24 protein-coding genes are annotated in these 23,767 nt (G+C 68.7%); 20 read left to right on the forward strand and 4 right to left on the reverse strand.

What is annotated here, in order from left to right:
* The 7 genes from VQ065_RS01215 to madM are packed head-to-tail and all read left to right on the forward strand — an operon-like array spanning window position 1 to window position 4,827.
* On the forward strand, window positions 1-300 hold the full coding sequence (locus VQ065_RS01215) for a malonate decarboxylase subunit delta (RefSeq protein ID WP_003084001.1): 300 nt from the start codon (window positions 1-3) through the stop codon (window positions 298-300).
* Complete coding sequence (locus tag VQ065_RS01220; RefSeq protein WP_003084003.1) at window positions 293-1,156, forward strand: biotin-independent malonate decarboxylase subunit beta; 864 nt, start codon at window positions 293-295, stop codon at window positions 1,154-1,156. Before VQ065_RS01215 ends, VQ065_RS01220 begins: the two co-directional genes overlap by 8 nt.
* Window positions 1,153-1,959, forward strand: a complete 807-nt coding sequence (mdcE, locus tag VQ065_RS01225; protein WP_014603482.1) for a biotin-independent malonate decarboxylase subunit gamma — start codon at window positions 1,153-1,155, stop codon at window positions 1,957-1,959. Before VQ065_RS01220 ends, mdcE begins: the two co-directional genes overlap by 4 nt.
* Before the next feature lie 15 nt (window positions 1,960-1,974).
* Entirely contained in the window at window positions 1,975-2,667 is a 693-nt protein-coding gene (locus VQ065_RS01230; RefSeq protein ID WP_023098420.1) for a malonate decarboxylase holo-ACP synthase, read from the forward strand.
* Entirely contained in the window at window positions 2,664-3,596 is a 933-nt protein-coding gene (mdcH, locus tag VQ065_RS01235) for a malonate decarboxylase subunit epsilon (RefSeq protein ID WP_014603485.1), read from the forward strand. The genes VQ065_RS01230 and mdcH overlap by 4 nt, the downstream gene beginning before the upstream one ends.
* Before the next feature lie 56 nt (window positions 3,597-3,652).
* Window positions 3,653-4,057, forward strand: a complete 405-nt coding sequence (gene madL / locus VQ065_RS01240) for a malonate transporter subunit MadL (protein ID WP_003084010.1) — start codon at window positions 3,653-3,655, stop codon at window positions 4,055-4,057.
* A gap of 5 nt (window positions 4,058-4,062) precedes the next feature.
* Window positions 4,063-4,827, forward strand: a complete 765-nt coding sequence (gene madM, locus VQ065_RS01245; protein WP_003084016.1) for a malonate transporter subunit MadM — start codon at window positions 4,063-4,065, stop codon at window positions 4,825-4,827.
* A gap of 84 nt (window positions 4,828-4,911) precedes the next feature.
* Here madM and VQ065_RS01250 read toward each other — a convergent pair whose 3' ends face one another.
* Complete coding sequence (locus tag VQ065_RS01250; RefSeq protein ID WP_003084019.1) at window positions 4,912-5,841, reverse strand: LysR family transcriptional regulator; 930 nt, start codon at window positions 5,839-5,841, stop codon at window positions 4,912-4,914.
* 337 nt (window positions 5,842-6,178) lie between these two features.
* Window positions 6,179-7,099, reverse strand: a complete 921-nt coding sequence (locus VQ065_RS01255) for a LysR substrate-binding domain-containing protein (protein ID WP_003084035.1) — start codon at window positions 7,097-7,099, stop codon at window positions 6,179-6,181.
* A 350-nt stretch (window positions 7,100-7,449) separates the two neighbouring features.
* Between VQ065_RS01255 and VQ065_RS01260 the strand changes: the two genes are divergently transcribed.
* From VQ065_RS01260 to VQ065_RS01275, 4 genes are all read left to right on the forward strand, one after another.
* Window positions 7,450-8,940: an aldehyde dehydrogenase gene (locus VQ065_RS01260; protein WP_003084042.1), complete on the forward strand. Its 1,491-nt coding sequence runs from the start codon at window positions 7,450-7,452 to the stop codon at window positions 8,938-8,940.
* A gap of 57 nt (window positions 8,941-8,997) precedes the next feature.
* Window positions 8,998-10,431: an APC family permease gene (locus tag VQ065_RS01265; protein WP_003084045.1), complete on the forward strand. Its 1,434-nt coding sequence runs from the start codon at window positions 8,998-9,000 to the stop codon at window positions 10,429-10,431.
* 30 nt (window positions 10,432-10,461) lie between these two features.
* The gene (locus VQ065_RS01270) at window positions 10,462-11,844 is read left to right on the forward strand and encodes an aspartate aminotransferase family protein (RefSeq protein ID WP_003084047.1); all 1,383 of its coding nucleotides are present in this window, start codon (window positions 10,462-10,464) and stop codon (window positions 11,842-11,844) included.
* A 163-nt stretch (window positions 11,845-12,007) separates the two neighbouring features.
* Window positions 12,008-13,066, forward strand: a complete 1,059-nt coding sequence (locus tag VQ065_RS01275) for an ABC transporter substrate-binding protein (protein WP_003084049.1) — start codon at window positions 12,008-12,010, stop codon at window positions 13,064-13,066.
* Window positions 13,067-13,143: 77 nt separating this feature from the next.
* Here VQ065_RS01275 and VQ065_RS01280 read toward each other — a convergent pair whose 3' ends face one another.
* Window positions 13,144-14,025, reverse strand: a complete 882-nt coding sequence (locus VQ065_RS01280) for a dihydrodipicolinate synthase family protein (RefSeq protein ID WP_003084052.1) — start codon at window positions 14,023-14,025, stop codon at window positions 13,144-13,146.
* A gap of 59 nt (window positions 14,026-14,084) precedes the next feature.
* On the reverse strand, window positions 14,085-14,867 hold the full coding sequence (locus tag VQ065_RS01285) for an aldolase (protein ID WP_003084054.1): 783 nt from the start codon (window positions 14,865-14,867) through the stop codon (window positions 14,085-14,087).
* 154 nt (window positions 14,868-15,021) lie between these two features.
* On the opposite strand from VQ065_RS01285, the gene VQ065_RS01290 reads away from it, so the two are divergent.
* From VQ065_RS01290 to VQ065_RS01330, 9 genes are all read left to right on the forward strand, one after another.
* Window positions 15,022-15,561, forward strand: a complete 540-nt coding sequence (locus tag VQ065_RS01290; RefSeq protein ID WP_003084057.1) for a helix-turn-helix domain-containing protein — start codon at window positions 15,022-15,024, stop codon at window positions 15,559-15,561.
* Window positions 15,562-15,711: 150 nt separating this feature from the next.
* Window positions 15,712-16,563, forward strand: a complete 852-nt coding sequence (locus VQ065_RS01295) for a CoA transferase subunit A (protein WP_003084060.1) — start codon at window positions 15,712-15,714, stop codon at window positions 16,561-16,563.
* Entirely contained in the window at window positions 16,560-17,342 is a 783-nt protein-coding gene (locus VQ065_RS01300; protein ID WP_003084062.1) for a CoA-transferase subunit beta, read from the forward strand. Before VQ065_RS01295 ends, VQ065_RS01300 begins: the two co-directional genes overlap by 4 nt.
* Window positions 17,339-18,544, forward strand: a complete 1,206-nt coding sequence (gene pcaF / locus VQ065_RS01305) for a 3-oxoadipyl-CoA thiolase (RefSeq protein WP_003084064.1) — start codon at window positions 17,339-17,341, stop codon at window positions 18,542-18,544. Before VQ065_RS01300 ends, pcaF begins: the two co-directional genes overlap by 4 nt.
* Window positions 18,545-18,693: 149 nt before the next feature.
* Window positions 18,694-19,992 carry an MFS family transporter gene (locus tag VQ065_RS01310; protein WP_003084066.1) on the forward strand — a complete coding sequence of 433 codons (1,299 nt, stop codon included), beginning with the start codon at window positions 18,694-18,696 and terminating at the stop codon, window positions 19,990-19,992.
* A 22-nt stretch (window positions 19,993-20,014) separates the two neighbouring features.
* Entirely contained in the window at window positions 20,015-21,394 is a 1,380-nt protein-coding gene (locus tag VQ065_RS01315) for a 3-carboxy-cis,cis-muconate cycloisomerase (protein ID WP_003110232.1), read from the forward strand.
* A gap of 14 nt (window positions 21,395-21,408) precedes the next feature.
* Entirely contained in the window at window positions 21,409-22,200 is a 792-nt protein-coding gene (gene pcaD / locus VQ065_RS01320) for a 3-oxoadipate enol-lactonase (protein ID WP_003084070.1), read from the forward strand.
* A gap of 10 nt (window positions 22,201-22,210) precedes the next feature.
* A complete protein-coding gene (gene pcaC, locus VQ065_RS01325; protein ID WP_003084072.1) occupies window positions 22,211-22,612 on the forward strand; it encodes a 4-carboxymuconolactone decarboxylase in 402 nt (133 codons plus the stop codon).
* 127 nt (window positions 22,613-22,739) lie between these two features.
* Window positions 22,740-23,681 carry a LysR family transcriptional regulator gene (locus VQ065_RS01330; protein WP_003084073.1) on the forward strand — a complete coding sequence of 314 codons (942 nt, stop codon included), beginning with the start codon at window positions 22,740-22,742 and terminating at the stop codon, window positions 23,679-23,681.
* Window positions 23,682-23,767 lie beyond the last annotated feature (86 nt).

Below are 23,767 nucleotides of genomic sequence, written 5' to 3' on the forward strand. Positions count from 1 at the left end.
ATGGAAACCCTGACCTTCGAATTTCCCGCCGGCGCTCCGGCGCGCGGTCGCGCCCTGGCCGGCTGCGTCGGCTCCGGCGACCTGGAGGTGCTGCTCGAGCCGGCCGCCGGAGGCGCGCTGAGCATCCAGGTGGTGACCTCGGTGAACGGCAGCGGCCCGCGCTGGCAACAACTCTTCGCGCGGGTCTTCGCGGCGTCCACGGCGCCGGCCGCGTCGATCCGCATCCACGATTTCGGCGCCACTCCCGGGGTGGTCCGCCTGCGCCTGGAGCAGGCACTGGAGGAGGCTGGCCATGACTGACGTCGCCCGCCTGCTGGCGCTGCGCAGCTTCACCGAACTGGGAGCGCGCCAACGCGCCCGTGCCCTGCTCGACGCGGGCAGCTTCCGCGAGTTGCTCGACCCCTTCGCCGGCGTGCAGTCACCCTGGCTGGAACGACAGGGCATCGTGCCCCAGGCCGACGATGGGGTAGTGGTCGCCCGTGGCCTGCTCGACGGCCAGCCGGCGGTGCTCGCCGCCATCGAAGGGGCCTTCCAGGGCGGCAGCCTTGGCGAAGTCAGCGGAGCGAAGATCGCCGGCGCGCTGGAGCTGGCCGCCGAGGACAACCGCAACGGCGTTCCGACCCGGGCCCTGCTGTTGCTGGAAACCGGTGGCGTGCGCCTGCAGGAAGCCAACCTCGGACTGGCGGCGATCGCCGAGATCCAGGCGGCCATCGTCGATCTGCAGCGCTACCAGCCGGTGGTGGCGGTGATCGCCGGGCCGGTCGGCTGCTTCGGCGGCATGTCCATCGCCGCCGGGCTGTGCAGCTACGTGCTGGTGACCCGCGAGGCGCGCCTCGGATTGAACGGTCCGCAGGTGATCGAACAGGAGGCCGGCATCGCTGAATACGACTCGCGCGACCGGCCGTTCATCTGGAGCCTCACCGGCGGCGAGCAGCGCTTCGCCAGCGGTCTCGCCGACGCCTACCTGGCCGACGACCTCGATGAGGTACGCACCTCGGTACTCGCGTATTTCGCCAAGGGCCTGCCGGCACGGCCGCGCTGCCGCCGCGCCGAGGATTACCTGCGGCGGCTGGGCGACCTCGATACCGCCGAGCAACCGGATGCCGCCGGCGTGCGCCGGCTGTACCAGGGGCTGGGCCAAGGAGATGCAACATGAGCCAACCGTTCACTTCCCGTGGCCTGGCCTGGTTCCAGGCGCTGGCCGGTAGCCTCGCGCCTCGTCCCGGCGATCCTGCTTCGTTGCGCGTCGCCGATGCCGAGCTGGACGGCTACCCGGTGCGTTTCCTGGCCGTCGTGCCCGATCCCGACAATCCGTTCCCGCGCGCTCGCCAGGGCGAGGTCGGGCTGCTCGAGGGCTGGGGCCTGGCCGCCGCCGTCGACGAGGCGCTGGAGGCCGACCGCGAGACGCCGCGCAAGCGCGCGCTGCTGGCCATCGTCGACGTGCCGAGCCAGGCCTACGGCCGCCGCGAGGAGGCCCTGGGTATCCACCAGGCGCTGGCCGGGGCGGTGGATGCCTACGCCCGCGCCCGGCTCGCCGGGCATCCGCTGATCGGCCTGCTGGTGGGCAAGGCGATGTCCGGTGCGTTCCTCGCCCACGGCTACCAGGCCAACCGCCTGATCGCCTTGCACGATCCGGGGGTGATGGTCCACGCCATGGGCAAGGCCGCCGCCGCGCGGATCACCCTGCGCAGCGTCGAGGAACTGGAGGCGTTGGCGGCGAAGGTGCCGCCGATGGCCTACGACATCGACAGCTACGCGTCGCTCGGCCTGCTCTGGAGGACCCTTCCGGTGGAGACCGTCGAGGTGCCGTCGACGGCGGACCTGGTGCGGGTCCGCACCTGCCTGGGCGAGGCCCTGGCCGATATTCTCGGCGGCCCGCGCGACCTCGGCGGCCGCCTCGGCGCGGCCAACCGCGAGGCGTCGGCGCGGGTGCGCCGGCTGCTGCGCGAGCAGTGGTGAATTCAGGAGCGAGCCGTGGTCATCGCGAACAGCTCACAGCGGGGCTCCAGCCGGCGACGGCTCGCTCCTGATCCGATGCGCCGCTGGGCAGCGCCGGAGCCCCACGACCTGCTCCTGGGCATGGCGCCGGCGCATCTGCCGGAGAATGCTCCGGCCTGGGTCTGCGCGGCACTGAAGGCCGGCTGGCCGGTGGTGGTGCGCCGTGCGCCGGCAGATCCTGCGCGGGTGGCCATCGGCGTGCGCGGCCTGGCGCGGGAGCAGCGCTGGGCCGGCTGGATGCCGTTGGCGGCAATCACCCGGCGCTTGCGCCCGGAAGCGCTGGGCCAGCGCGAGCCGGCGATGCTGCGCGATCTGCCGGCCTGGCGTGCCTTGCGCGACCTGCGTGCGCCGCTGAACGCGCTGGGACTGGCCTGGGGCGTGACCGGCGGCGCCGGTTTCGAGCTGGCCAGCGGGGTCGCCGTGCTGCATCCGGACAGCGACCTCGACCTGCTGCTGCGCACCCCGCGCCCGTTCCCGCGCGATGACGCGCTACGCCTGCTGCAACGCTTCGAGCAGTGTCCCTGTCGGATCGACCTGCAACTGCAGACCCCGGCGGGCGGCGTGGCCCTGCGCGAATGGGCCGAGGGTCGGTCCCGGGTGCTGGCGAAAGGCAGCGAGGCGCCGCTGTTGCTGGAAGACCCCTGGCGGGTCGCGGAGGTCGAGGCATGAGCGTGCTGTTCGCCTATCCCGGCCAGGGTGCCCAACGTCCCGGCATGCTCGCGGCCTTGCCCGACGAACCGCCGGTGCGCGCCTGCCTGGAGCAGGCGGCGGACTGTCTCGGCCAGGCGCCGGCCGAACTGGAGAGCGCCGAGGCCTTGCGCGGCACCCGCGCGGTGCAGTTGTGCCTGCTGATCGCCGGGGTCGCCGCCAGCCGCCTGCTGGAGACGCGCGGGCATCGGCCGGGGCTGGTCGCCGGGCTGTCCATCGGCGCCTATCCGGCGGCGGTGGTAGCCGGTGCGCTGGACTTCGACGACGCGCTGCGTCTGGTGGCGCTGCGCGGCGAACTGATGCAGGCCGCCTGGCCCGAGGGCTACGGGATGAGCGCCATCCTCGGTCTCGAACAGGCGCAACTGGAAGCGCTGATCCTGGCGGTGCGGCGCGAGCACCCGCCGCTCTACCTGGCCAACGTCAACGCCGAGCGGCAACTGGTGGTGGCCGGCAGCGAAGCGGCGCTGGCCGCCCTCGCCGAACGCGCCCGTGCCGCGGGTGCCAGCGCGGCGAAGCGCCTGACGGTGAGCGTACCGTCGCACTGTGCGCTGCTCGACGAACCGGCCGCGCGCCTGGCCGAAGCCTTCGCCGGCATCCACCTGCATCGGCCGCGCGTGCCCTACCTGAGCAGCAGCCGGGCGCGCCTGGTCGCCGAACCGGCCGCGCTGGCCGACGATCTCGCCGGCAACATGGCGCGCCGCGTCGAGTGGCTGGCGACATTGCGCAGCGCCTACGAGCGCGGTGCCCGCCTGCATCTCGAGCTGCCGCCGGGACGGATCCTCAGCGGGCTGGCGCGGCCTCTGTTCGGCTGCGCCACGCCGGCCTTCGAAGGCTCCCGGGCGGATACCCTGGACGCGCTGTTGCGCGAGGAGGAAAAGAGAACCCGATAAGCGTTCGTTCGAGGCATAAAAACAACAACATCGATCCGCAACCGAGGACAACAATAATGATTATCTACGGTGTCGCACTGCTGTCTCTGTGTACCCTCGCCGGGCTGTTCATCGGCGAGATCCTTGGCGTGCTGCTCGGCGTGCCGGCCAACGTCGGTGGTGTCGGCATCGCCATGCTGCTGCTGATCTTCGTCGGCAGCTACCTGGGCAAGCGTGGCCTGCTCTCGGCGAAGACCGAGCAGGGCGTGGAGTTCTGGAGCGCGGTCTACATTCCCATCGTGGTCGCCATGGCCGCCCAGCAGAATGTCCTCGGCGCGCTGAGCGGCGGGCCGGCCGCTATCCTCGCCGGCATCGCCGCGGTCGCCGTGGCCTTCGCCCTGGTCCCGCTGCTCGACCGCTTCGGCCGGAAGAAAGCCGAAGGCGCCCCGCCGTTGAAACCGCGCACCAGCGTGCAGGGGTGAGCGCCATGTTCGAGTCCCTGAACAAAGTCATCAATGGCTACGGCCTGATCAGCGGCTTCGCCATCATCGGCGTGACCATGGCGGTGTCCTACTGGTTGTCGGCGCGCCTCACCCGCGGGCGCCTGCACGGCTCGGCGATCGCGATCTTCCTCGGCCTGGTGCTGTCCTACGTCGGCGGCGTCGCCACCGGCGGGCAGAAAGGATTGGTGGACGTGCCCCTGATGTCCGGTATCGGCCTGCTGGGCGGCGCCATGCTGCGCGACTTCGCCATCGTCGCCACGGCCTTCGGGGTGAATGTCGAGGAACTGCGTCGGGCAGGGGTTTCCGGGGTGGTGTCGCTGTTCCTCGGGGTCGGTTCGTCGTTCGTCGCCGGGGTCGCGGTGGCCATGGCGTTCGGCTACACCGATGCGGTCAGCCTGACCACCATCGGCGCCGGCGCGGTCACCTACATCGTCGGACCGGTGACCGGCGCCGCCCTGGGGGCCAGTTCCGAGGTGATGGCGCTGAGCATCGCCGCCGGGTTGGTGAAGGCGATCCTGGTGATGGTCCTGACGCCTTTCGTCGCGCCCTACATCGGCCTGAACAATCCACGTACGGCGGTGATCTTCGGTGGTCTCATGGGCACCTCCAGCGGCGTCGCCGGCGGCCTCGCCGCCACCGACCCGAAGCTGGTGCCCTACGGTTGCCTGACCGCGGCGTTCTATACCGCCATCGGTTGCCTGCTGGGGCCGTCGCTGCTGTATTTCAGCGTGCGCGGCCTGGTTGGGTGAGCGGGCTGGTCCGGGCTCCCTCTCCCTGAAGGGCGAGGGTTGGGGAGAGGGCAGCGGGCCAGCGGCAATGTGGACTTCCGTCCGCTATCCCGCCGCCTCCTGCTCCAGGCGCAGGCTGTACATCCGGCACTCCGCGAGCAACGCCAGCAGGTTCGGGTCGCGCTCCTTGGCCTTGAGGAACACCACGCCGATGTGCTGCTGCAGGCGATAGCGCGGTTGCAGCGGGATCAGCCGCACGCGGTTCTCGTAGACCGCCTCGATGCGTTTGGGCAGCAGCGCATGGCCGACCCCCGAGCTGACCATGCTGAGGAGGGTGAAGATGTCGTTCACCTGCATGGCGATCTGCGGTTCGAAGCCGGCCTGCTGGAACACCCGGGTGCCGTCCTGATGGGTGGCGAAGCCCTGGGTGAGCGTGACGAAGGGCGTGTCGCGCAGGGTGCTGAGATCGATCTCGGCGAGCCTGGCGTAGGGCGAGTCCACCGGCACGGCGAGGAAAATGTCATCGGAGAACAGCGGCAGGTGCTCGCAGTCGGGATCGCTGACGCTGTCGTTGAGCGACACCAGGATGGCGTCCAGCTCCATGTTCTTCAGCTGGTAGAACAGGTCGACGTTGGAGCCGAGGATCAGGTCGATATTCAGCGCGCTGCGTCGCAGCTTGAGGCCCATGATCAGTTGCGGCACGGTCTTCACCGTCAGCGAATAGAGCGCGCCGAGCTTGAAGCGCTCGGCGGAGAAGCCGGCCGCCTCGCGGGTCAGGCGCACCGTGTCGAGTACCTCCTGGACCAGCTTCTGCGCGCGCTCCTCGAGCACGTAGGCGCTTTCCAGCGGGGTCAGGTTGCGTCCCTCGTGCTTGAACAGCGGGCAGCGCAGGGCGCTTTCCAGCGAGTGGATGGCGCGGTGCACGCTGACGTTGCTGGTGCCCAGTTCCGCCGCCGCGCGCGCCAGGTTGCCGGTGCGCATGAAGGCGAGGAAGGTTTCCAGCTTCTTGAGGGTGATTTCTTCGTCGATCAGCATCCGCGTTCCCCTGGCCGGTGGCGTCGGGGGATTGTGCCTGAGGCGGCGCGGGAGGGGTAAAAAGGGCCGTCATGTCCTAGCGCGTGGCGGAGCATGACGGCCTGGAAACGCCTTGGGGAAGGCGGAGTTGCACTGACCGGATGGAATCCCGCTTCGGCAGCCTGAGCCGCCGATAGGCTAACGGAACTCAGCGGATGGTGCCCTTGCTGCCGGTGACCTGCCGGACCGGGGTGGTCCGGAGCGCCGGCCACCCTAGCAACGGAGGCTTTTTGCCACAGTCATCGGATTCGTCTTTGTCAGGAAGAAAATTCCTCTTGGAATGTCGGAAAGCTGAGGATCAGTGCCGGCGCTCGGCGAGCTTGCCCAGTTGCTCCCGGCAGTAGTCGACGAACAATCGTGCCGGCTTGGTCAGTTGCGCGCGCTTCAGCCAGGCGGCGGCGAGCCCGGAGGTGGACACCGGCTCGGCGAGGTCGACCATGACCACCTTCTTGCCGTCGTAGGTGCATTCCGAATGCGGGCGGGTGACCAGCAGGGAGAAGCCGAAGCCCTGGCCGACCATGCCGCGCACCATCTCGATGGACGGCGAGCTGAAGGCGATGTTCGGCGTCAGGCCGAGTTCTTCGAACAGGCTGACGAAATAGGTGCGGCTGGGCTGCACGTCGAGCAGGATCATCGGTTCCAGGCACAGGTCGCGCAGCGACACCTGCGCCTGCCCGGCGAAGCGGTGCCCTTCGGGGAGCAGCGCGTGGGGTCGTTGCGGCGGCATCAGCGGCTCGGTCTCGATGGTCGAGTCGAGGTCGTGCTCGTAGAGGAAGGCCAGGTCGAAGCGCCCCGAGGTGAGGCCTTGCACCAGTTCCTGCTGCTCGCCGTCGCGTATGCGGATCTCCACCCCCGGATAGGCCTGGCGAAAGCCGGCGATCAGGCCCGGCAGGTAGAGCGGGGCGACCGTCTCGAAGCAGCCGATGTCGATCTGCCCGGCGATCACGTCGTTGTCGGCCAGGGCGTTCTGCTCGAACTCGTGGGCCATCCGCAGCAGCTCCTGGGCCTTGCGGTAGAAGCGCGCGCCGGCGGGGGTCAGCGACACGCCCTGGGCGTGGTGGCGGATGAACAGCTGCACGCCGAAGCTTTCCTCCAGACCCTTCACCGCCGTGGAGATCGACGGCTGGGCGATGTACAGCTTGCGCGAGGCCTCGGCCACGCTGCCGCATTCCACGGTGGTCACGAAATACTTGAGTTGCCGCAAGGTATAGGACGCCACTGCAAGACCTCATCGGCGCATCATCCTCCCCGGGCCGGGCGTGCGCGCCTCGATTGTTGTGTCCGCCGCGCTGCAAGCAAGTTGCAGGCCGCTGCCGAGCGTCGCGGCGCTGGCCGCGACGACGATTGCCCGCCTGCACGATAACCCAGCACGACGCACTTTGCCGGGGCACGCCTGGCCAGCTTTTTCTTATGTCCCGAGGACATTTTTAATAATTTTCCTTCGCCGCGGCTTGCGCGACCATCCTTCCCCATCGACCCCATGGACAGCGGTCCGCCTCCCGGCGGTCCGGGCCATGCGTGCAGAACCACGACCGGCGCAGACCGGCGAGATAACAAGGAGAAGGTGGGGTGTTCGAACTCAGCGATTGGCAACGGCGCGCCGCGACACAGCGCTTCATCGACCAGGCCCTGATCGGCGGCCGCCAGCGTCCGGCCGCCAGCGGCGCTACCTTCGACGCCATCGATCCGGCGAGCAATCGCCTGCTGGCGCGGGTCGCGGCCTGCGATGCGGCCGACGTCGACGCGGCAGTGGCCGCCGCCCGCCGCGCCTTCGACGAAGGCCCCTGGGCGCGTCTCGCCCCGGTCGAGCGCAAGCGCGTGCTGCTGCGCCTGGCCGAGCTGATGCTGGCCCATCGCGAAGAGCTGGCGCTGCTCGACTCGCTGAACATGGGCAAGCCGGTGATGGACGCCTGGAACATCGATGTGCCCGGCGCCGCCCACGTCTTCGCCTGGTATGCGGAAAGCCTCGACAAGCTCTACGACCAGGTCGCGCCGACCGCCCAGCAGGCCCTGGCCACCATTACCCGCGTGCCGCTGGGGGTGATCGGCGCGGTGGTGCCGTGGAACTTCCCGCTCGACATGGCCGCCTGGAAGCTCGCCCCGGCCCTGGCCGCCGGCAACTCGGTGGTGCTCAAGCCGGCCGAGCAGTCGCCGTTCTCCGCCCTGCGCCTGGCCGAGCTGGCCCTGGAGGCGGGGGTGCCGGAAGGCGTGCTGAACGTGGTGCCGGGCCTCGGCGAGCAGGCCGGCAAGGCCCTCGGCCTGCACCCGGAGGTGGACGCACTGGTGTTCACCGGCTCCACCGAGGTCGGCAAGTACTTCATGCAGTATTCCGCGCAATCCAACCTCAAGCAGGTCTGGCTGGAGTGCGGCGGCAAGAGTCCGAACCTGGTGTTCGCCGATTGCCGCGATCTCGACCTGGCGGCGGAGAAGGCCGCCTTCGGCATCTTCTTCAACCAGGGCGAGGTCTGTTCGGCGAACTCGCGCTTGCTGGTGGAGCGTTCGATCCACGACGAGTTCGTCGAGCGCCTGCTGGCCAAGGCCCGCGACTGGCAGCCGGGCGATCCGCTGGACCCGGCCAGTCGCGCCGGCGCCATCGTCGACCGCCGGCAGACCGCCGGGATCCTCGCCGCCATCGAGCGGGCGCAAGGCGAGGGCGCGACCCTGCTCGGCGGTGGTCGCCAGTTGACGATCAACGGTTCGGACAACTTCATCGAACCGACCCTGTTCGGCGACGTACGCCCGGACATGCAGCTGGCCCGCGAGGAAATCTTCGGTCCGGTGCTGGCGATCAGCGCCTTCGACTCCGAGGACGAGGCCATCCGCCTGGCCAACGACAGCCGCTACGGCCTCGCCGCCTCGCTGTGGAGCGACGACCTGCACCGTGCGCACCGGGTGGCGCGGCGCTTGAATGCCGGAACGGTGTCGGTGAATACCGTGGACGCGCTGGACGTCGCGGTGCCTTTCGGCGGCGGCAAGCAGTCCGGCTTCGGTCGCGACCTGTCGCTGCATTCCTTCGACAAGTACACCCAGTTGAAGACGACCTGGTTCCAGTTGCGCTGAAGACGCGACGGACGCGACACGACTCGATGCCGATAACGACAACAAGAGGACGATCGAATGAACGACACGCCGAACGTGCGTGAGCCGGCCCTGCGCCGCGTGCTCGGGCTGGGACCGCTGCTGGCGGTGGCCATCGGCCTGGTGGTTTCCCAGGGCGTGATGGTACTGATGCTGCAAGGCGCCGGGACAGCCGGCCTGGGCTTCATCGTGCCGCTGGGAGTGGCCTACCTGCTGGCGCTGAGCTACGCCTTTTCCTTTTCCGAGCTGGCCCTGATGATTCCCCGCGCCGGTAGCCTTAGCAGCTACACCGAGGTGGCCATCGGGCATTTCCCGGCGATCCTGGCGACCTTTTCCGGCTACGTGGTGGTGGCGATGTTCGCCCTCTCGGCGGAACTGCTGCTGCTCGACCTGATCATCGGCAAGGTCTACCCCGGCGCGCTGCCGCCGATGCTGGTGGCCTACGGCGTGCTCGGCCTGTTCACCCTGCTCAACCTGCTCGGCATCGACATCTTCGCGCGCCTGCAGAGCGCCCTGGCGCTGCTGATGATGATCGTCCTGCTGGTGCTCGGCCTGGGTGCGGTGAGCAGCGACCACGCTTCCGCGCAGACCGCCCTGGCGAGCGGCTGGAACCCGCTCGGGGTAAGCGCCCTGGCGCTCACCGCGATGGCCGTGTGGGGCTTCGTCGGCGCCGAGTTCGTCTGCCCGCTGGTGGAGGAGACGCGGCGTCCGGAGCGCAATATCCCGCGTTCGATGATCCTCGGCCTGAGCATCATTTTCCTGACCATCGCCCTCTACTGCTTCGGTGCGCTGCTGTGCATCCCGCAGGCGGAACTGGCCGGCGACCCGCTGCCGCACTTCCTCTTCGCCAACCGTGTGTTCGGCGAGTACGGCCAGCTGTTCCTGGTGATCGCCGCGATCACCGCCACCTGCAGCACCCTCAACTCGTCGCTGGCGGCGATCCCGCGGATGCTCTACGGGATGGCACAGAACGGTCAGGCCTTCCCGCAATTCAAGCAGCTCAGCCGGCGGGCGCGCACGCCCTGGGTGGCGGTGCTGTTCGTCGCCGCGATCACCGGCCTGCCGATCCTGATCCTCGGCCAGGACCCGGACTCGATCAACCTGCTGCTGCTCGCCGCCGCGCTGGCCTGGCTGCTGGCCTACATCATCGCCCACGTCGACGTGCTGGCCCTGCGCCGTCGCTATCCGCACATCGCCCGTCCGTTCCGCACGCCGTTCTACCCGCTGCCGCAACTGTTCGGCATCGCCGGGATGATCTACGCGGTGGTCCACGTCTCGCCGACCCCGGAAATGACCGGACGGATCTTCGCCAGCGCCGGCGTGGTGCTGGGCGTGGTCTCGCTGGTGGCGGTGGTGTGGATCAAGGGCGTGATGCGCAAGCCCCTCTTCGTACCCGAACCGCTCGAGACGGCCGGTGAGACTGCCCAGGGCAAGTCCGTCGCCCTCGATCCCCTGCAATCCCCTTCGGCCTGACGCGCCAAGGGAACAAGGAGAACACAGACGATGACCGCTCAGCTCAACCCGCAGCGCGACACCCGCGACTACCAGCAACTGGACGCCGCGCACCACATCCACGCCTTCCTCGACCAGAAGGCGCTGAACCGCGAAGGCCCGCGGGTGATGGTCCGCGGCGATGGCCTGCAGCTCTGGGACAACGACGGCAAGCGCTACCTGGACGGCATGTCCGGCCTCTGGTGCACCAACCTCGGCTACGGCCGCCAGGACCTCGCCGCCGCCGCCAGCCGCCAGCTGGAACAACTGCCGTACTACAACATGTTCTTCCACACCACCCACCCGGCGGTGGTGGAGCTTTCCGAGATGCTCTTCAGCCTGCTGCCGGACCACTACAGCCACGCGATCTACACCAACTCCGGCTCCGAGGCCAACGAGGTGCTGATCCGTACCGTGCGGCGCTACTGGCAGATCCTCGGCAAGCCGCAGAAGAAGATCATGATCGGCCGCTGGAACGGCTACCACGGCTCGACCCTGGGCAGCACCGCGCTCGGCGGGATGAAGTTCATGCACGAGATGGGCGGCATGCTGCCGGACTTCGCCCACATCGACGAACCCTACTGGTACGCCAACGGCGGCGAGCTGAGCCCGGCCGAGTTCGGTCGCCGCGCGGCGCTGCAACTGGAGGAGAGGATCCTCGAACTGGGCGCGGAGAACGTCGCCGCCTTCGTCGCCGAGCCCTTCCAGGGCGCCGGCGGCATGATCTTCCCGCCGCAAAGCTATTGGCCGGAGATCCAGCGCATCTGCCGGCAGTACGACGTGCTGCTGTGCGCCGACGAAGTGATCGGCGGCTTCGGCCGCACCGGCGAATGGTTCGCCCACGAACACTTCGGTTTCCAGCCGGACACCCTGTCCATCGCCAAGGGCCTGACGTCCGGCTACATCCCCATGGGCGGCCTGGTACTCGGCAAGCGCATCGCCGAGGTGCTGGTGGAGCAGGGCGGGGTGTTCGCCCACGGCCTGACCTATTCCGGCCACCCGGTGGCGGCGGCGGTGGCCATCGCCAACCTCAAGGCGCTGCGCGACGAGGGCGTGGTCACGCGGGTCAGGGAGGAGACCGGACCCTACCTGCAACGCTGCCTGCGCGAGGTCTTCGGCGACCATCCGCTGGTCGGCGAGGTCCAGGGCGCCGGCTTCGTCGCCGCGCTGCAGTTCGCCGAGGACAAGGCGACCCGCAAGCGCTTCGCCAACGAGAACGACCTGGCCTGGCGCTGCCGCACCATCGGCTTCGAGGAGGGCGTGATCATCCGCTCCACCCTCGGCCGCATGATCATGGCCCCGGCGCTGGTGGCCGGGCGTGCCGAGATCGACGAACTGATCGACAAGACCCGTATCGCGGTGGATCGCACCGCGCGCGAGATCGGCGTGCTCTGACGCGCCCCGGTGGCCCGGCCTCGGCCGGGTCGCCTGCGACACGGAGCGTCCCCCCATAACGACGACGCGGCGCCTGGCGACCGCGCGCGGAACCGTTTCGGCCTCTGGCCGGCAACTGCCTCAGCAACATCACAACAATGCCAATCGGCTGTGGGAGTGTTCCATGTACAAGTCCTTGCACCAGTGCGCACACGTGTTTTCCCGGTTGTCCCTGTTCGGCCTGGCGTTCGCCGCGGCGGCCCAGGCGCAGAGCCAGAGCCTGACGGTGATCTCCTTCGGCGGCGCGACCAAGGCCGCCCAGGAACAGGCCTATTTCAAACCCTTCGAGCGAAGCGGCGGCGGGCAGGTGGTCGCCGGCGAATACAACGGCGAAATGGCCAAGGTGAAGGCCATGGTCGACGTCGGCAAGGTCAGCTGGGACGTGGTCGAGGTGGAGAGCCCCGAACTGCTCCGCGGCTGCGACGAGGGGCTGTTCGAACGCCTCGACCCGGCGCGTTTCGGCGACCCCGCGCAGTTCGTCCCCGGTACTTTCAGCGAGTGCGGGGTGGCCACCTACGTCTGGTCGATGGTGATGGCCTACGACTCGACGAAGCTGGCCAGGGCGCCGCAGTCCTGGGCGGATTTCTGGAACGTCCGCGAGTTCCCCGGCAAGCGCGGCCTGCGCAAGGGCGCCAAGTACACCCTGGAAGTGGCGCTGCTGGCCGACGGGGTGAAGGCGGAGGACCTCTACAAGGTACTCGCCACCCCGGAGGGGGTCGGCCGCGCCTTCGCCAAGCTCGACCAGCTCAAGCCGAACATCCAGTGGTGGGAGGCCGGCGCCCAGCCGCCGCAATGGCTGGCGGCCGGCGACGTGGTGATGAGCGCGGCCTACAACGGGCGCATCGCCGCTGCGCAGAAGGAGGGGGTGAAACTGGCCATCGTCTGGCCCGGCAGTCTCTACGATCCGGAGTACTGGGCGGTGGTGAAGGGCACGCCGAACAAGGCGCTGGCGGAGAAATTCATCGCCTTCGCCAGCCAGCCGCAGACGCAGAAGGTGTTCTCCGAGCAGATCCCCTACGGGCCGGTACACAAGGGCACCCTGGCGTTGCTGCCGAAGACGGTGCAGGAGGCGCTGCCGACCGCGCCGGCCAACCTCGAAGGCGCGCGGGCGGTGGATGCCGAGTTCTGGGTGGACCACGGCGAGGAGCTGGAACAGCGTTTCAATGCCTGGGCGGCGCGCTGAACGCGCTGCGCGTCGGCAAAAAAAACGACGGGCCCCAAGTCGTCCGGGCCCGTCGGGTCAAAGCGCTGACGGGGTGATCAGCGCAGCTCTTCCAACAACCCCTGCAGATACCGACAGCCCTCGGTATCCAGCGCCTGCACCGGAAGGCGCGGCGCCCCCACCTCCAGGCCGGAGAGGCCCAGGCCGGCCTTGATGGTGGTCGGCAGGCCCCGGCGGAGGATGAAGTCGAGCAGCGGCAACTGCCGGTAGAACAGCGCGCGGGCCTTCTCCAGGTCGCCGTCGAGCACCGCCTGGTAGAGCTGGCCGTTGAGCGTCGGGATCAGGTTCGGCGCGGCGCTGCACCAGCCTTTCGCGCCGGCCACGAAGGCCTCCAGCGCCAGCGGGTTGCAGCCGTTGTAGAAGGGCACCCGGCCTTCGCCGAGCAGGCGCAGCTTGTGCATGCGCTGGATGTCGCCGGTGCTCTCCTTGACCATGGTCACGTTGTCCACTTCGCGGACGATGCGCAGGATCAGTTCCACCGACATGTCGATGCCGCTGGTGCCCGGGTTGTTGTAGAGCATCACCGGCACGCCGATGGTTTCGCCCACCGCGCGGTAGTGCTGGAACACTTCCGCCTCGTTGAGCTTCCAGTAGGAGATCGGCAGGACCATCACCGCCTCGGCGCCGAGGGATTCGGCGAACTGCGCGCGGCGCACGGTCTTGGCGGTGGTCAGGTCGGAGACGCTGACGATGGTCGGCACCCGATGGGCGACGGTCTTCAGGGTGAAGTCGACCACCTCGTCCCATTCCGGGTCGCTCAGGTAGGCGCCTTCGCCGGTGCTGCCGAGCGGGGCGATGGCGTGCACGCCGCCGTCGATCAGGCGCTCGATGGAGCGGCCGAGGGCCGGCAGGTCGAGACCGCCGTCGGCGGCGAAGGGGGTGATGGTGTAGCCGATGATGCCGTGAATGGATGCGGACATTGGATGTACCCGTGACATTGAGTGGGAAATGCCAGGACGGACCTGGTGGGAAAGGTCGTTCAGCTCAGGCAGTCGCTGTTGCGCGGCAGGCAGCGCCGGGCGTAGTAGTTGAATGCGGCGCCGTGGCGCTTCGGGGTGGAGATCCAGTCGTGGGCCTCGCGCGCCAGGGCCGGCGGGATCGGCTTGATCTCCCCGGCGGCCATCGCCAGCAACTGCATCTTCGCCGCGCGCTCGAGCAGCACCGCGATCACGCAGGCCTCCTCGATGCTCGCACCGGTGGCCAGCAGGCCGTGGTGGGAAAGCAGGATGGCGCGCTTGTCGCCGAGGGCGGCGGAGATGATCTCGCCTTCCTCGTTGCCTACCGGCACGCCCGGCCAGTCCTTGAGGAAGGCGCAGTCGTCGTATAGCGGGCAAAGGTCCATGTGCGAGACCTGCAGCGGTACTTCCAGGGTCGACAGCGCGGCGATGTGCAGCGGGTGGGTGTGGATGATGCAATTGACGTCCGGGCGGGCGCGGTAGACCCAGCTGTGGAAGCGATTGGCCGGATTCGCCATGCCGTGCCCGTGGAGGACGTTGAGGTCTTCGTCGACCAGCAGCAGGTTGCCGGCGCTGATCTCGTCGAAGCCCAGGCCCAGTTGCTGGGTGTAGTAGGTCCCCGCCTCCGGGCCGCGCGAGGTGATCTGCCCGGCGAGCCCGGAGTCGTGGCCGGCCTCGAAGAGAATCCTGCAGGTCAGGGCCAGCTTTTGCCGGTCAGTCCACGTATTATCGCCGAGGCTGCTTTTCATCTGCTTCAGCGCGTGCTGGATCAGTTGATCCTTGGGTAATTCCAGTGTCGTAGCCATGCGAGGTTCCTTTGACGGAGCGAGTCGGGGGAAACGCCAGGCAGTTGCGCGCCACGCAACGACCCGGCTGTAAATGACACGGATCAAGTTATATGACACAAAGTGTCATTAGCAAGAGAAAAGTTTCATCGCCATCGGGAGAAGGCTGTCCTCAATGTCCATGCGCTTGAAATTGCTGAGAAAAAAACTCGGGGTCACGCTGGAGACCCTGGCCGACAAGACCGGCCTGACCAAGAGCTACCTGTCCAAGGTCGAGCGCGGGCTGAACACGCCGTCCATTGCCGCCGCGCTGAAGCTGGCGAAGGCGTTGAACGTGCAGGTGGAGGAGCTGTTCTCCGAGGAAAGCGACGGTGTCGACGGCTACAGCATCGTTCGCCGCGACCAGCGCAAGTCGCTGTCCAGCGGCGACGACGGCCCGGCCTACGCCTCCCTCGCGCAGCAGATCGGCGCCCGCGCGCTGTTGCCGTTCATCGTCCACCCGCCGCGCGATTTCAGTCACTCGACGTTCAAGGAGCACCTCGGTGAAGAGTTCATCTTCGTCCATGAGGGTCAGGTCGAGGTCGACTTCATGAACCAGCGGATCATCCTCGAGCGCGGCGACGCTCTGCATTTCAACGCACAGAAGCCGCACCGCATCCGCTCCCTGGGGGAGACCCAGGCGGAGTTGCTGGTGGTGATCCACAGCGACGAATGAGGCGACGGCTTCGGTCGATCGGATGCTTGCTAACGTTCTGTTCGATTATCGAACTGTTAATCGATTATCGGATTGTGAGCCCTCGGACCCCGGCGTAAGGTTCTCGTCACGTGCCGTCCAGGCAGCGCACAACAAGACGAGACCCGACCGATGGCTGAAATCCTCTCCCTGCGCGAAGCGGTGCGACGCTTCGTCCACGATGGCGACAGCGTCGCCCTCGAAGGCTTCACTCACCTGATCCCGACGGCCGCCGGCCATGAGCTGATCCGCCAGGGCAGGAAAGACCTGACGCTGATCCGCATGACTCCCGACCTGGTCTACGACCTGCTGATCGGTGCAGGCTGCGCGAAGAAGCTGGTGTTCTCCTGGGGCGGCAACCCCGGCGTCGGTTCGCTGCACCGCCTGCGCGACGCGGTGGAGAAGGGCTGGCCGCAACCGCTGGAGATCGAGGAACACAGCCACGCCGACCTCGCCAACGCCTATGTCGCCGGCGCCTCCGGGCTGCCCTTCGCGGTGCTGCGCGCCTACGCCGGCTCCGACCTGCCGAAGGTCAACCCGCTGATCCGCAGCGTCACCTGCCCGTTCACCGGCGAAGTGCTGGCGGCGGTGCCCTCGGTGCGTCCGGACGTCAGCGTGATCCACGCGCAGAAGGCCGACCGCAAGGGCAACGTGCTGCTCTGGGGCATCCTCGGTGTGCAGAAGGAAGCGGCCCTGGCGGCGAAGCGCTGCATCGTCACCGTCGAGGAGATCGTCGACGAACTGGACGCCCCGATGAACGCCTGCGTCCTGCCGAGCTGGGCGCTCAGCGCCGTGTGCCTGGTGCCCGGCGGCGCGCATCCGTCCTATGCCCACGGCTACTACGAGCGCGACAACCGCTTCTACCAGGACTGGGACCCGATCGCCCGCGACCGCGAAAGCTTCACCGCGTGGATCGACGAATACATCCGGGGGACCGAGGATTTCGGCGCCTTCCAGGCCAAGCTCGCGGAGGGCAAGCGATGAGCAGCTACAGCACCAACGAGATGATGACCGTGGCCGCCGCTCGCCGCCTGCACAACGGCGCGGTGTGCTTCGTCGGCATCGGCCTGCCGTCGAAGGCCGCCAACCTGGCGCGCCTGACTTCCTCGCCGGACGTCGTGCTGATCTACGAGTCCGGCCCGATCGGCGCCAAGCCTAGCGTCCTGCCACTGTCCATCGGCGACGGCGAGTTGGCCGAGACCGCCGATACCGTGGTCCCCACCGGCGAGATCTTCCGCTACTGGCTGCAGGGCGGACGGATCGACGTCGGCTTCCTCGGCGCGGCCCAGGTCGACCGCTTCGGCAACATCAACACCACCGTGATCGGCGACTACCGCCAGCCCAAGGTGCGCCTGCCGGGAGCCGGCGGCGCGCCGGAAATCGCCGGCAGCGCCAAGGAAGTGCTGATCATCCTCAAGCAGTCGCACCGCACCTTCGTCGACAAGCTGGCCTTCGTCACCTCGGTCGGCCATGGCGAGGGCGGCGACTCGCGCCAGCGCCTGGGCCTGCCGGGCAAAGGACCGGTGGCGATCATCACCGACCTGTGCATCATGGAGCCGGAAGCCGGCAGCAACGAGTTCGTGGTCACTTCGCTGCATCCGGGCGTGACCCGCGAGCAGGTGGTCGAGGCCACCGGCTGGGCGATCCGCTTCGCCGAGCGGGTCGCCGAGACGCCCGCGCCGAGCGAGGTCGAACTCGCCGCGCTGCGCGACCTCGAGGCGCGCACCGCGGCCGCCCATGGACAGAAGGGGAGCGACGAATGAGCCGCGAGGTATTCATCTGCGATGCCGTGCGCACGCCGATCGGCCGTTTCGGCGGCAGTCTTTCCGCGGTGCGCGCCGACGACCTCGCGGCGGTGCCGCTGAAGGCCCTGGTCGAGCGCAACCCGGGGGTCGACTGGTCGGCGTTGGACGAGGTGTTCCTCGGCTGCGCCAACCAGGCCGGCGAGGACAACCGTAACGTGGCGCGCATGGCGCTGCTGCTGGCCGGTTTGCCGGAGAGCGTGCCCGGCGTCACCCTCAACCGCCTCTGCGCCTCGGGGATGGACGCCATCGGCACGGCGTTCCGCGCCATCGCCTGCGGCGAGATGGAGCTGGCCATCGCCGGCGGCGTCGAATCGATGTCGCGCGCGCCGTACGTGATGGGCAAGGCCGATAGCGCCTTCGGGCGTGGCCAGAAGATCGAGGACACCACCATCGGCTGGCGCTTCGTCAACCCGCTGATGAAGGAGCAGTACGGCATCGACCCGATGCCGCAGACCGCCGACAACGTCGCCGACGACTATCGCGTGTCGCGTGCCGACCAGGATGCCTTCGCCCTGCGCAGCCAGCAGCGCGCCGGCAGGGCGCAGGCGGCCGGTTTCTTCGCCGAGGAAATCGTCCCGGTGACGATTCGCGGGCGCAAGGGCGACACCCTGGTCGAGCACGACGAGCATCCGCGTCCCGACACCACCCTGGAGGCGCTGGCCCGGCTCAAGCCGGTCAACGGGCCGGAGAAGACCGTCACCGCCGGCAACGCGTCCGGGGTCAACGACGGCGCCGCCGCGCTGGTCCTGGCCTCCGCCGAGGCAGTGGAGAAGCACGGCCTGACTCCGCGCGCGCGGGTGCTGGGCATGGCCAGCGCCGGCGTCGCCCCGCGGATCATGGGCATCGGCCCGGTGCCGGCGGTGCGCAAGCTGCTGCGGCGCCTGGACCTGGCGATCGACGCCTTCGACGTGATCGAACTCAACGAAGCCTTCGCCAGCCAGGGCCTGGCCTGCCTGCGCGAACTGGGTGTGGCCGACGACAGTGAGAAGGTCAACCCGAACGGCGGTGCCATCGCCCTCGGCCACCCGCTGGGGATGAGCGGTGCGCGGCTGGTCCTCACCGCGCTCCATCAACTTGAGAAGAGCGGCGGCCGGCGCGGCCTGGCGACCATGTGCGTAGGCGTCGGCCAAGGCCTGGCGCTGGCCATCGAGCGGGTCTGACTGGCACAACCGGGTCGCCCGCCGGGTATCAAGAGCGCGCGTCGCGCGGCGCTGCCCATGGTTCGGCGGCGGCGCGGCGCGTGTGCAGCGGAACAGGACGCTCCGTCGCACGGTCAGGATGAAACGGACCCTGTCGAGAGAACAACAGCATGACTGCCCCTGTTCACCAGTACAGCAACGAAGAACGCCGCAAGCGCATCTTCGCCATCGTCGGCGCCTCCTCCGGCAACCTCGTGGAATGGTTCGACTTCTACGTCTACGCCTTCTGCGCGATCTACTTCGCACCGGCCTTCTTCCCCTCCGACAACCCCACGGTGCAGTTGCTGAACACCGCCGGGGTCTTCGCCGCCGGCTTCCTCATGCGCCCCATCGGCGGCTGGATGTTCGGCCGCATCGCCGACAAGCACGGGCGCAAGACCGCCATGCTGATCTCGGTGGTGATGATGTGCGCCGGCTCCCTGGCGATCGCCTGCATGCCCACCTACGCCAGCATCGGCACCCTGGCGCCGGCGCTGCTGTTGCTGGCGCGGATGTTCCAGGGCCTGTCGGTGGGCGGCGAGTACGGCACCAGCGCGACCTACATGAGCGAGGTGGCGCTCAAGGGCCAGCGCGGCTTCTTCGCCTCGTTCCAGTACGTCACCCTGATCGGCGGACAGTTGCTGGCGGTGCTGGTGGTGGTGATCCTGCAGCAGTTGCTGAGCGAAGACGAACTGCGTGCCTGGGGCTGGCGGATTCCCTTCGTGATCGGCGCGATCACCGCGGTGATCGCCCTCTGGTTGCGGCGCTCGCTGAACGAGACCGCTTCGAAGTCGACCCTGGCGCGCAAGGAATCCGGCACCTTCGCCGAGCTGTTCAAGCACAAGCGGGCCTTCTTCACCGTGCTCGGTTTCACCGCCGGCGGCTCGCTGATCTTCTACACCTTCACCACCTACATGCAGAAGTACCTGGTCAACACCGCCGGGATGAGCGCCAAGACCGCCAGCGCGGTGATGACCTTCGCCCTGTTCGCGTACATGCTGATGCAACCGCTGTTCGGCATGCTTTCCGATCGCATCGGGCGCAAGACCTCGATGCTCTGGTTCGGCACCCTGGGCACACTCTGCACCTTGCCGATCCTGCTCGCGCTGAAGACCGTGAGCAGTCCCTACATGGCCTTCTTCCTGATCATCCTGGCGCTGGCCATCGTCAGCCTGTACACCTCCATCAGCGGCCTGATCAAGGCCGAGATGTTCCCGCCGGAGGTGCGCGCCCTCGGCGTCGGAGTGTCCTACGCGGTGGGCAACGCGATCTTCGGCGGCTCGGCCGAGTACGTCGCCCTGGGGCTGAAGTCGGTAGGGATGGAGAACGTCTTCTACTGGTATGTTTCAGCCATGTGCCTGCTGGCGCTGCTGGTCTGCGTGAGCCTGCCGGACCTGCGCAAGGTCAGCTACCTGAACGACGAGCCCTGACGGGCCGGGAAAAGGAAAACCGATGAGCGACGTACCCGCCAACCAGTTGTTCGATGCCTATTTCACGGCGGCGCCGATGCGCGCGGTGTTCTCCGACCGCGGCCGCCTGCAAGGCATGCTCGACTTCGAGGCCGCCCTGGCCCGCGCCGAGGCGCGCACCGGGGTGGTTCCCGCGACGGCGGTGGCGCCGATCGAGGCGGCCTGCCGCGCCGAACTGTACGACCCGCTGGCGCTGGCCGAGGCGGTCGCCACTGCCGGCAACTCGGCGATCCCGCTGGTCAAGGCGCTGGGCCGCCAGGTGGCGGCTGGCGACGCCGAGGCCGAGCGCTACGTGCATCTCGGCGCCACCAGCCAGGACGCCATGGACAGCGGCCTGGTGCTGCAACTGCGCCGCGCGCTGGCCTTGCTCGAGCAGGATCTGCAACGTCTTGCCGAGGTCCTGGCGGACCAGGCCGAACGGCATGCCGACACGCCGCTGGCCGGGCGCACCTGGTTGCAGCACGCCACCCCGGTGACCCTGGGCATGAAGTTCGCCGGCCTGCTCGGCGCCTTGACCCGGCACCGCCAACGCCTGCGCGAGTTGCGCCCGCGCCTGCTGGTGCTGCAATTCGGCGGCGCCTCGGGGACGCTCGCCGCGCTCGGCGAACAGGCCCTGCCGGTGGCCGCGGCGCTGGCCGAGGAGCTGGGCCTGGCTTTGCCCGAACAACCCTGGCACACCCAGCGTGACCGCCTGGTGGAGTTCGCCAGCGTGCTCGGCCTGGTGGCCGGTAGCCTCGGCAAGTTCGGTCGCGATGTCAGCCTGCTGATGCAGACCGAGGCCGGCGAGGTCTTCGAGCCGGCCGGCGCCGGGCGCGGCGGTTCCTCGACCATGCCGCACAAGCGCAACCCGGTGAGCAGCGCGGTGCTGATCGCCGCCGCCACCCGTGCGCCGGGGCTGGTCTCGACCCTGTTCGCGGCGATGCCGCAGGAACACGAGCGCAGCCTCGGTCTCTGGCACGCCGAGTGGGAAACCCTGCCGGAACTCTGTTGCCTGGTTTCCGGCGCGCTGCAACAGGCGATCGGCCTGCTCGAAGGCCTGGAGGTGGACGCCCAGCGGATGCGCCGCAACCTTGGCCTGACCCACGGCCTGGTGCTCGCCGAGGCGGTGAGCATCGCCCTGGCCCGTCGTATCGGCCGCGAAGCCGCGCACCATCTGGTGGAACAGTGCTGCCGCCGCGCCGTCGAGCAGCGCCGCGAGTTGCGCGCGGTGCTCGGCGAAGAGGCGCGAGTGAGCGCCGAGTTGTCCGGCGACGAACTGGACCGCCTGCTCGATCCCGCCCATTACCTCGGCCAGGCCCGCGCCTGGGTCGAGCGCGCGCTCGCCGAACATCATGCCCTGGGCTTCGAACCCCATCCCGCCTGACTGGAGATCCCTTCGTGCCAACCGTACGCCTCGCCGACGGCGACCTGAACTACTCCCTGGAAGGACCGGCCGGCGCGCCGGTCCTGCTGTTGTCAAACTCGCTGGGCACCGACCTGGGCATGTGGGACACGCAGATCCCCGCACTCACCGCCCACTTCCGCGTGCTGCGCTACGACACCCGCGGCCACGGCGCCTCGCTGGTCACCCCCGGACCGTACGCCATCGGCCAGCTCGGCGCCGACGTGCTTGCCCTGCTCGATGCCCTCGAGCTGCCGCGCGTGCATTTCTGCGGGCTATCCATGGGCGGCCTGATCGGTCAGTGGCTGGGCATCCACGCCGGCGAGCGGCTCGGCCGGCTGGTGCTGTGCAACACTGCGGCGAAGATCGCCAGCGACGAGGTCTGGAACACCCGCATCGATACCGTCCTGAAAGGCGGCGAGCAGGCCATGCGCGACCTGCGCGACGCCTCGGTGGCGCGCTGGTTCACCGCGGGCTTCGCCGAGCGCGAGCCGGCGCAGGTCGAGCGCATCGTCGCGATGCTCGCGGCCACCTCGCCGCAGGGCTACGCGGCCAACTGCGCTGCGGTACGCGACGCTGATTTCCGTGAGCAGCTCGGGCTGGTCCAGGCGCCGACGCTGATCGTCGCCGGCAGCCACGATGCCGTGACCACTCCGGACAACGCCCGCTTCATGCAGGCGCGCATCGCCGACGCGCAGTTGGTCGAGTTCGCCGCCGCGCACCTGTCCAACGTCGAAGCGGGCGACGCCTTCAGCCGCCGCCTGGTCGATTTCCTGCTGTCCGCCTGAGGAACCGCCGATGGACGAGAAACAACGCTACGAAGCCGGCATGCAAGTGCGCCGCGCGGTGCTCGGCGACGCCCACGTCGAGCGCAGCCTGGCCAACCTGACGCCGTTCAACGAAGAGTTCCAGGAGATGATCACCCGCCACGCCTGGGGCGACATCTGGACCCGTCCGGGGCTGCCGCGACACACCCGCAGCCTGGTCACCATCGCCATGCTGATCGGCATGAACCGCAACGAGGAACTCAAGCTGCATCTGCGCGCGGCGAAGAACAACGGGGTGAGCCGCGACGAGATCAAGGAAGTGATCATGCAGAGCGCCATCTACTGCGGCATTCCCGCGGCCAACGCGACCTTCCACCTGGCCGAATCGGTGTGGGACGAGCTTGGCGTGGAGTCGCAGCAGGCGTCCCGGTAGGCCGCCGGGCGGGGCTATCGGTAGGGCGAATGGCGTCGCAGGCGTTATCCGCCGAGGCGGCGCTTCCCCTTGCCATTCGCCGGCGTTTCCCGGAAGGTCGACAGCTCCGTCATCCCTTCGGTCCGCCATGAGCCGCAAGCTGCATATCCACGCGCCCGCGATCCACTACTTCGACATGGTGCGCCGCTGCCATTCGATCCGCGAAGCCGCGCGACGCCTGAACGTCGCCTCGTCGGCGGTGAACCGGCAGATCCTCAAGCTGGAGGACGAGATCGGCGCGCCGCTGTTCGACCGCCTGCCCGGCGGCCTGCGCCTGACCGGAGCCGGGGAGATCTTCGCGCGCCACGTCACCGTGGTCCTGCAGGACATGGAGCGCGTGCGTTCCGAACTGGACGCGCTGCAGGGCCTGCGCACCGGCCATGTGGAGATCGCCACCATCGAGGCGGTGACCAGCGACCTGCTGCCCTGCGTGCTCAAGGCGATGCGCGAACGCTACCCGGACATCACCGTCGGCGTCACCCTGCTCGGTTCCCAGGCGATACCCGAGGCGGTGAGCAGCGGCGCGGTCGACCTCGGCCTGGCCTTCGCCCTGCCGCGCAGCGCCGACCTGCAACAGGTCAGCGTCGGCCATTTCCGCCTCGGTGCCATCGTCTCCCCGCAGCACCCGTTGGCGCGACACCAGGCCATCGCCTTCGCCGATTGCGTCGAACATGGCCTGATCATGGCCAAGAGCGAGCTGTCCATCCATCACCTGCTGGCGCCGCTCCAGCGCCGTTTGCGCGAACCGCGCCGGGCGGTGCTGGAGAGCAGCTCCCTGGAGCTGTCGCGACAACTGGCGCGGCGCGGGCTCGGCGTCGCCTTCCAGACCCGCCTGGGGATCGAGGCCGACATCGCCCAGGGCGAGCTGCGCTTCCTGCCGCTGAAAGACAATGGCGGCATCCACAGCGACCTCGGCCTCTACGTGCGCACCGGCCGCTACCTGCCGGTGGCGGTGGACGCCCTGGCCCGGCAGATCGCCGAGGAAGTGCGCCTGCGCGAGCGCGAGGAAGCGCGCCTGAACGAGGCCTGAGCGGCGCTCGCGCCGATGCCAGACGGCTTGCCCGAGCTTGCTCGTTCGCTGATGCCGTTTCGGCATCGGTATGTTCGATATTCTGT

This window comes from Pseudomonas sp. KBN10P06128, from assembly GCF_037574945.1.
Lineage (GTDB): Bacteria > Pseudomonadota > Gammaproteobacteria > Pseudomonadales > Pseudomonadaceae > Pseudomonas > Pseudomonas aeruginosa.

Coding starts and splice junctions, on each gene's coding strand:
- VQ065_RS01215 (WP_003084001.1), top strand. CDS start 1: ATGGAAACCCTGACCTTCGAATTTCCCGCCGGCGCTCCGGCGCGCGGT.
- VQ065_RS01220 (WP_003084003.1), top strand. CDS start 293: ATGACTGACGTCGCCCGCCTGCTGGCGCTGCGCAGCTTCACCGAACTG.
- mdcE (WP_014603482.1), top strand. CDS start 1,153: ATGAGCCAACCGTTCACTTCCCGTGGCCTGGCCTGGTTCCAGGCGCTG.
- mdcH (WP_014603485.1), top strand. CDS start 2,664: ATGAGCGTGCTGTTCGCCTATCCCGGCCAGGGTGCCCAACGTCCCGGC.
- madL (WP_003084010.1), top strand. CDS start 3,653: ATGATTATCTACGGTGTCGCACTGCTGTCTCTGTGTACCCTCGCCGGG.
- madM (WP_003084016.1), top strand. CDS start 4,063: ATGTTCGAGTCCCTGAACAAAGTCATCAATGGCTACGGCCTGATCAGC.
- VQ065_RS01250 (WP_003084019.1), bottom strand. CDS start 5,841: ATGCTGATCGACGAAGAAATCACCCTCAAGAAGCTGGAAACCTTCCTC.
- VQ065_RS01265 (WP_003084045.1), top strand. CDS start 8,998: ATGAACGACACGCCGAACGTGCGTGAGCCGGCCCTGCGCCGCGTGCTC.
- VQ065_RS01270 (WP_003084047.1), top strand. CDS start 10,462: ATGACCGCTCAGCTCAACCCGCAGCGCGACACCCGCGACTACCAGCAA.
- VQ065_RS01275 (WP_003084049.1), top strand. CDS start 12,008: ATGTACAAGTCCTTGCACCAGTGCGCACACGTGTTTTCCCGGTTGTCC.
- VQ065_RS01280 (WP_003084052.1), bottom strand. CDS start 14,025: ATGTCCGCATCCATTCACGGCATCATCGGCTACACCATCACCCCCTTC.
- VQ065_RS01285 (WP_003084054.1), bottom strand. CDS start 14,867: ATGGCTACGACACTGGAATTACCCAAGGATCAACTGATCCAGCACGCG.
- VQ065_RS01290 (WP_003084057.1), top strand. CDS start 15,022: ATGTCCATGCGCTTGAAATTGCTGAGAAAAAAACTCGGGGTCACGCTG.
- VQ065_RS01295 (WP_003084060.1), top strand. CDS start 15,712: ATGGCTGAAATCCTCTCCCTGCGCGAAGCGGTGCGACGCTTCGTCCAC.
- VQ065_RS01300 (WP_003084062.1), top strand. CDS start 16,560: ATGAGCAGCTACAGCACCAACGAGATGATGACCGTGGCCGCCGCTCGC.
- pcaF (WP_003084064.1), top strand. CDS start 17,339: ATGAGCCGCGAGGTATTCATCTGCGATGCCGTGCGCACGCCGATCGGC.
- VQ065_RS01310 (WP_003084066.1), top strand. CDS start 18,694: ATGACTGCCCCTGTTCACCAGTACAGCAACGAAGAACGCCGCAAGCGC.
- VQ065_RS01315 (WP_003110232.1), top strand. CDS start 20,015: ATGAGCGACGTACCCGCCAACCAGTTGTTCGATGCCTATTTCACGGCG.
- pcaC (WP_003084072.1), top strand. CDS start 22,211: ATGGACGAGAAACAACGCTACGAAGCCGGCATGCAAGTGCGCCGCGCG.
- VQ065_RS01330 (WP_003084073.1), top strand. CDS start 22,740: ATGAGCCGCAAGCTGCATATCCACGCGCCCGCGATCCACTACTTCGAC.